This is a genomic window from Candidatus Similichlamydia epinepheli (assembly GCF_003056015.1).
Genome location: NZ_PPEU01000042.1, coordinates 1 through 6,975, shown reverse-complemented (window position 1 = coordinate 6,975; position 6,975 = coordinate 1). Strand labels below are relative to the sequence as shown.

At 41.7% G+C, this 6,975-nt stretch carries 6 protein-coding genes and 1 pseudogene; 1 reads left to right on the top strand and 6 read right to left on the bottom strand.

Translation table 11 applies throughout. From position 1 onward, the window contains the following. From GCCT14_RS03165 to cutA, 6 genes are all read right to left on the bottom strand, one after another. Positions 1–2,135 (bottom strand): AMP-binding protein (locus tag GCCT14_RS03165; protein ID WP_157952549.1); only part of this gene is annotated, 2,135 nt, incomplete at its 3' end. A 150-nt stretch (positions 2,136–2,285) separates the two neighbouring features. After that, entirely contained in the window at positions 2,286–2,651 is a 366-nt protein-coding gene (rsfS, locus tag GCCT14_RS03160) for a ribosome silencing factor (protein WP_108624210.1), read from the bottom strand. Further along, on the bottom strand, positions 2,641–4,311 hold the full coding sequence (locus tag GCCT14_RS03155; protein WP_108624209.1) for a coiled-coil domain-containing protein: 1,671 nt from the start codon (positions 4,309–4,311) through the stop codon (positions 2,641–2,643). The genes rsfS and GCCT14_RS03155 overlap by 11 nt, the downstream gene beginning before the upstream one ends. Before the next feature lie 172 nt (positions 4,312–4,483). Continuing rightward, positions 4,484–4,927, bottom strand: a complete 444-nt coding sequence (locus tag GCCT14_RS03150) for a single-stranded DNA-binding protein (RefSeq protein ID WP_108624208.1) — start codon at positions 4,925–4,927, stop codon at positions 4,484–4,486. An 80-nt stretch (positions 4,928–5,007) separates the two neighbouring features. Beyond that, a complete protein-coding gene (miaA, locus tag GCCT14_RS03145; protein ID WP_108624207.1) occupies positions 5,008–5,982 on the bottom strand; it encodes a tRNA (adenosine(37)-N6)-dimethylallyltransferase MiaA in 975 nt (324 codons plus the stop codon). A gap of 12 nt (positions 5,983–5,994) precedes the next feature. Further along, the gene (cutA, locus tag GCCT14_RS03140; RefSeq protein WP_108624206.1) at positions 5,995–6,360 is read right to left on the bottom strand and encodes a divalent cation tolerance protein CutA; all 366 of its coding nucleotides are present in this window, start codon (positions 6,358–6,360) and stop codon (positions 5,995–5,997) included. A 127-nt stretch (positions 6,361–6,487) separates the two neighbouring features. Here cutA and GCCT14_RS03135 point away from each other — a divergent pair. Beyond that, positions 6,488–6,975, top strand: a pseudogene (locus GCCT14_RS03135) (phospho-sugar mutase); the annotation flags it as partial.

Here is a 6,975-nt window from a genome sequence, read left to right as displayed (position 1 = left end):
TTACCAATTCGATGAATCGCTATCACAGCACCGCATTCAGTCAGTCCATAGCTAAGAATGGGAGTTGCTCCCAACTCTTCCACTTGAGAGACGAGTTCATTTGATGGGGTTTCTCCACAAAAGAGAAAATAACGAATCGATTCAAGATCCTTTCTTTTGGCAAATTGAAATAAAGATTCTACTATCGCAGGTGTGCCAACGAAAACAGTAGGTCTAACTTGTTGAATCAAAGTAGCAATTTGCACACTCTCAAATGGATAAGGAGAACAAAACAATTTCACAGAGCAAAAAATTGGCAATAAAGTTAGCATCTCCATCCCGATAGAATCGCAAGGGGGAAGTACAGCAAAAAAACTATCTTGTGAAGTAATAGGAATTGCAGAGAACAGACTTGTTACTGAAGAGAGAAGGTTTCTGTGCGTTAATGGAACACCACAAGGCCCAGCATGAGTGCGGTTTTTGAAAAGAATCAAAGCCGTATCATCGGCCTTGGCACACATTTCATCCCACTCATCTAATAAAACGTCAGCCGTACGGTATGATTCAACATATGCTTTTATTTTTTTCCATGTGGATTTTCTGTTTTCCATATCTTCCAACAAGAGAAGAAACGAAGCAATATCCTTCATGGCTAAGTGCTCTAACTCATCTGAGAACCACCTTGAACTAATAATAACGTGGACATCGGTAAGTCTAAGAAAAGTTTGAATAGACTCTTTATCGGTTGTCCAATCAATTAAAACAGGAATCTTTCCCGCTAGCAACACGGCAAAAAGAACAACTACACAATCTACACTCGAAGGAAGTAAAATTCCTACCTTACTCCCAGGAAGATACTTAATTTCACTAGCAAGCAGCAAAACCCTCCTCTTTAGCTGCTTATAAGAAATAGATCCCCTCAACAGATCTCCGCACGCAATCGCACCTGACCCTCGATCACAAGATCGTAAAAAAGCCTCTTGCAAAATCGTACCAACAGGTGTCGCAACTGGAACTCTCTCCCTAGATGAAAACCATTCCCCAAAAGTAGGATGTAGAGAGGAGCGACCTGATTTAGGGGGAAGAGTTTTCAGCTTAGTCGCTACAGATTTAACTAACTGACCTACTGTACTAGCATGTGTATCTCGAAGTCCTAATCTACCGAACCGATTATGAATAGAAGATAGTAAGACCGCCCTATCAGATGCCCCAAGCCCTAAATCTTCTACTAAATCTGCATGAGGGTCTAGTGAAGAAGTAGGCAGCCCTACAATACGAGCCACTTCCTCGAGAATCGGCTCCTGAACTTCACGGGGAACCCATTCCACCTGCTCAAACGGATCTGGCTCAGGCTCTCTATCTTGTGGTTCAGGGACAGTTTGATTATAAAAAGTGTAAGGTACAAACGTCGGTGTCTCACCACAGTCACCCTCCTTCTGGCCTTCATGTTCGTACTGGTTCAACCAATTTTCTACCCACCTATTAAAGTCATCTTGAGAAAGTGAGTATATCTCCTTGTTCATCTCCTCAAATGAAATTACTACCTGCCTCTTTAGTGCAAAGAAGATTCCATTCTTGAGGATCATCTTACACCAGCCCCAAAATGTCCTAAAAAAAGATGGAGACTTCTTTTCCCAAATTGTAGAAAACCTGCTCCCCCATAATCCAGAAACACGAACAAGGACAACTCTTAAACCAGGTATCTCCTGCGTCAAGCGATATGCCCAAGAAGTACCATGAAGGGATTCTCGTCCTGTCATTTTAGGACGACCTGAAGGATGCATCATGAAAATGTCACCTAGAAGCAGTGACTGTGACAATTTTCTAAACGCTATCTCACTCCTTTGTTTCTTCAAAGGATTAGAAGATGAACTCAAATCAGGAATCGGAATCCCTCGTAACCAACGAACAATCAACCGATTAACTGGATTCTGGCAATCTTGCTCATAAGCAAGAATTCTTACCGGAACACCATCCATAATCAAAAAAGAATTGACAAGGACAGGATCAAGAACAGATGAGTAAGAGGATAGAAATAAAATTCCTTCTCCGCTCCTTTGCCTGATACGATCTATTCCTCGGATATCCATGCGATAACGTAATCGCAAAATGAAATTGAAGAGGAACGATAAAAGAGTAACGACAAACTGAAACATTTTCTTCTAACCATTTGGAAGAAACGGATGGTCGAGACAAAACAAACGATTTGCCCATTTTCTTGCCATACACGGTTTGTTCCTACAGCAAGGAGGAAATTTAATCGATGAGAAGAAAAGCATCGTAGAAGAAAAAAAAGAAAAAGCGATCTATGAGAAAAAAACCTCTTCTACTAGATCTCCCCAAAGGCTTTCCATCGAGTAAAACAATCTAGCCTCAGGTGTCAAAAGGTGAATGATCACCTGATCACAATCAAGCAATACCCAAGATGAGCGGCCCTCTACACGAGGACGCATCCACTTTCGCTTAAGAAAAGTAACCAAATGCTCCGAAACAACTCTCATGTGGTGATCCACGAAAACTTCAGCAAAAATCAAATAGTCACAAACCGCACCGGGACAAGAAACAGAAAAAACCCTAACGTTAAAACCCTTCTGTGCGACTATCTCCTCACTTATATTTCGAACCCAAGAAAAAAGAGGCGAAGACAAGCCGCCATTATCTTCACTCACCATGCCTAGACTTCTCTTGCAAGACAATCTCCATTTCCGCAATCACACGCCTCAACTCAATAAGCCTCTCCTTATCTTGTTGCATCATTTGACCCAAGTAAAGAGCCCTCTCTAGGTCAAGTCCAGATGAACCAACGCTCTTCTTGTTAGAATCGAGCCGCTCACGAACCTCTTCTCGACATGAAATTAATTCCTCCAAACGTCTACGAATCGACTCAATCGACTCCCCATCCGTTGAGGAGATTTCCATCAAATGAGCACGCTTCCGATGCTCTAGAGCATGCTTGATCTGTTTAAGAAGCTTATCTAGAGTAACCCTATCACTTCTCCAAATCAAAGGAGTCCGACATTGATCACACAATTCGCGATACTCTAAATCAAACCCCTCAACATCATTTCCCTTAAAAGCAAGCACTCGTTCTAACAAATCAGAAAGACGAACCCTCAGATTTTGTAAACATTTCTCTCGCTCCTCAGCAGCCTGAAGATCGGCCTCTCGCCTTTTCTCCAACTCATTTTCTCTTTTTTCTAAAAGAGGAGCCCTGGCTTCCTTCAAGATTCTCTTCAAAAAAATGACACTATTCCTATCGAGATCAACGTTGCGCATCTCTCGCTGTATGAGGCCCAATTCACTCTCAAGCCGATCATCTGAAAGACTAGACTCATGATACTCTTTGCGCAAATTCTCAATCTTTAAACGAATCGATTCACAATTTGTTTTAGAAAGCTCTCGCCGTTCTTCCATTTTCTCTTTCTTTTGCGAAAGAGCTACATTAAGACGATCCCAACATGCACTAAGAGAGAGACGAGCACTCTTAAACGTGGTTCTCGTTAACTGTAGTTCCTTAGCAAGAGCCTGAAATCTCCGCACCTCGGAAAGCAACTGCAACGCGGGCCTTTCAGAAACCGGTCCGCTCATAACTTTCTTTACGAAGTTTTCAACATCAGACAGAAATCGCTCACCTAATACGCGACTTAATTCTCTCTTCTCAGGAAATAACAAATTCCCAACTTCAGAAAGACTGTCAAGTAGCTTCCGCTTGAGCTTGCCACGCATAGAAATAGACAAAACCTCTTCACGAAGACTTCTCAATCTCTCCGCAAGGGCAGACAACCTCAACAACCTGGAATGCGACTCAAAATAAAAACGGCTCTCAGATTCTAAACATTCAGGAAGAACTCCAGAGTCCCAATCTGAAGGTATCTCAACAGCCTTACTCAACTCAACCTGCATCGCCTCAATGGCAAGCTCAATCTGTTGAGCGGCAAAATTAGATACTTCTTTCACATGATCCTTCAGTATAAGAGCCTCCCTGGAGAGATCCTTACACGTAGCCTGATAACGAACACGATCTGCTGAAGAAAGCGAAGAGTCTGCAAACAGCTCAAAAAGAACTTTCCTTGACTCCCAAAAAACACGAAATAATGGGCGATCTGAATGAGAAAGGCATTCACTCATCAAAGAAAGACAAGCCTCCACCTTCTCACAAACTCCACTCATTCCATCAAAAGAGGATCGCAGGTTGACGACAACATCGGGAGGAGCCTTAGAGACAGAGCCTTCTGTCACCTCATTTTCCACCGGGTCAGAAACAGTACGCTCTTCAACCTTCACTTCAACCACGTTCACGGAGTCACCCGACTCCCTTTCTTGCTCCAGCATGAACTTCCACTCCTAAGAAGGAGCCCAAGCGCAACACAAAAACACAAGCGCTACGCAAAATAGACCCCACCTTCTCTCACGGAAAGTTTACCTATGGAACCTCTTTCTGTAAACCTAAGCAGGCAAACAGCTAAAAGTTATTTCCTCTTTGTATTCCCTTTTTACAATGATCTTATGAACCTATTAGGGCTACCTCTTCAATAGAAGAGCCTCTTTGATCACAAAATGAAGAAAATTCCTCTAGAATGCTCTCTTGAGGCATATGCTCGCTTGCATCTGAACCAGACTGAACACCAAGGAAATAAACCTCTTCTGCGTAAACACGCAACTTACACCTCTTCTCGCCTTCTTTAGAAAACCAAACATCAAGTTGCAAATGACCAATAACAACAACTGATGAAGAACACTCAAGTCTAGAGACAGATTCTTCTGCTAGCCTTCCCCAGACAACGACATCTACAAAACACGCCTCACGTTGCTTTTTTCCACTTGAAGTTGTGTATTCACGATTCAAGGCAAGCAGTAAATCTGTAACAGAAGTTCCCTTTGGGGTTCTACGAAGCACCGGTTTGCGGGTTAAGTTTCCTGACAAAAACACTTTATTCATTGAAGCCATAAATACTCCCTCCAGGGCCTGTACAGGACAATCCGGATGTTAAGAATTTTCTATAATTATGGCAATCAAAGATGATCTTCCTAACGAGAGGTAGCAACGCAAAACTGATTGATAAAGTTATCTATTCCCTCTCGAGAAGAGAGGTGTTCTACAGGGATAAGACGGTTTCTGGAACGTGACCAGGTTTCTTGCTTTTTGATCAATTGACAAGAAACTTGCTTAAAAGAACAGATACTTTCATCGAAAGAAACATGCCCATCAATATAGTCAAGGAAATGACTATATCCAATTGCCTTGCGAGCAGAATGATTCTTCTTAATACCTTGAGGGATAAGATTTTTGACTTCTTGAAGCAATCCTGCTTCCACCATCTGATCGCATCTCACAAGAACACGTTCTCTTAAAATATTTCTCGCGACCTCAAGGTTAACAACCCTAGTTGGTAAAGGAGGTTCACCGATTTTTTGTTTTCTATCGAGTAAATGTAGAGGTTTACCTGTAACCAGGATTACTTCAAGTGACCTTAATATTCTATGACGATCCCGCTTTGAAACGGCGGAGGCAGATAACGGGTCGAGATTAACTAACCTTTGATGCAAAGAATCAAGACCTTCTCTGTTCAAATCATCTTGGAGCTGTCTACGTACATCTTCGTCTGGATGAGGAGTAGGTGGAAGGCCTCGAAAAAGACCTTCAAAGTAGAATCCGGTGCCCCCTACAAATACTGGAAGATTTCCTCTCTGTAGAATCTCTGGAAGCACACGTACAACATCGTTCAAAAATGAAGCTAAGTTGTACGGTTCGCACACTGGACAAATATCAATCAAATGGTGAGCAACACGCCCTCTTTCCTCTAGCGTAACTTTCGCAGTTCCAATATCCATTCCGCGATAAATTTGAACAGAATCGACAGATATCACCTCTATAGGAACTTTCTCCGCTAACTCTAGAGCAAGTTGGGTCTTACCAGTTGCCGTAGCTCCCATAATTGCAAGAGCTTGAAAAGACTCATATTGAGAGACTGGAAGTAAGACCGGGCCGGAAACAGAAAACATATATCCTAACCCCTAGCTATGAGTTGTTTTCATAATCCAATTGAAATAAGGCTCATCAACTCGCTCAGCTTTAATCAGACTAATCTCTGTGACTTCATACGGGGACATGAGATGGATAACGTCTGATACGTTTTTAAAAAGAGAAATGCGACTTTTTAAAAGGATTTTTACCTCTTTTTGTTCACAAATTTTCCCTTCCCATGAAAAAACAGATGTGACCGGGAAAAAAGATGCACAAGCAATCAACTTTCTTCCTATGAGCTCTTGCAAAATCGGCATAGTTTTCTCAAGTGAAGGAATGGTAACCAAGATGTAAGCTACAGATTCTTCTCCGTTGACTGAGAAAAGTGTTACCAACCAATTCCATATTCTCTTCATAACTAAATCCAACTAATTGCAATGATTTTAGCGATTGCTAGCATTTTATCATACGTGCTCGCTTGACTTTCTCTCACGGAATGACCTACAAAAACCGATGGATAGATAATCAGAAGAAGAGCTCAAGATGGACCGTCTAGGAAGTCTTTCTTCGAAAGCGATAGAACGATTGAAAAAATGGAAAGCTAATCAGATCGATCCTGCTTCCGATACACAACTTACACAACTAATCGAAACGAATATAGAAGAAATAGAAGATGCATTTGGAAAAGATTTGTCCTTTGGAACAGCAGGAATTCGTAGAAAAGTAGGTCCAGGACCTAATAGAATGAATCCCTATACTATTAGCTTAATTACACGAGCAGTTCTGGACAGTTTCTCAAATAAAAATAAGCTAAAGGTAGCCATAGGCTACGATACGCGTTCTGAATCTATTCCTTTTGCAAAAATAGTTTCTCAACTATGTGCCGATATGGGTCACACTGCACTTTTAGCGACACAACCTATCCCTACACCACTTCTTTCGTTTTTAGTCCGTATTGAAGAATGTGATCTAGGTGTTATGTTAACCGCATCTCACAATACACCTGACTACAGCGGTTATAAAGTATATCA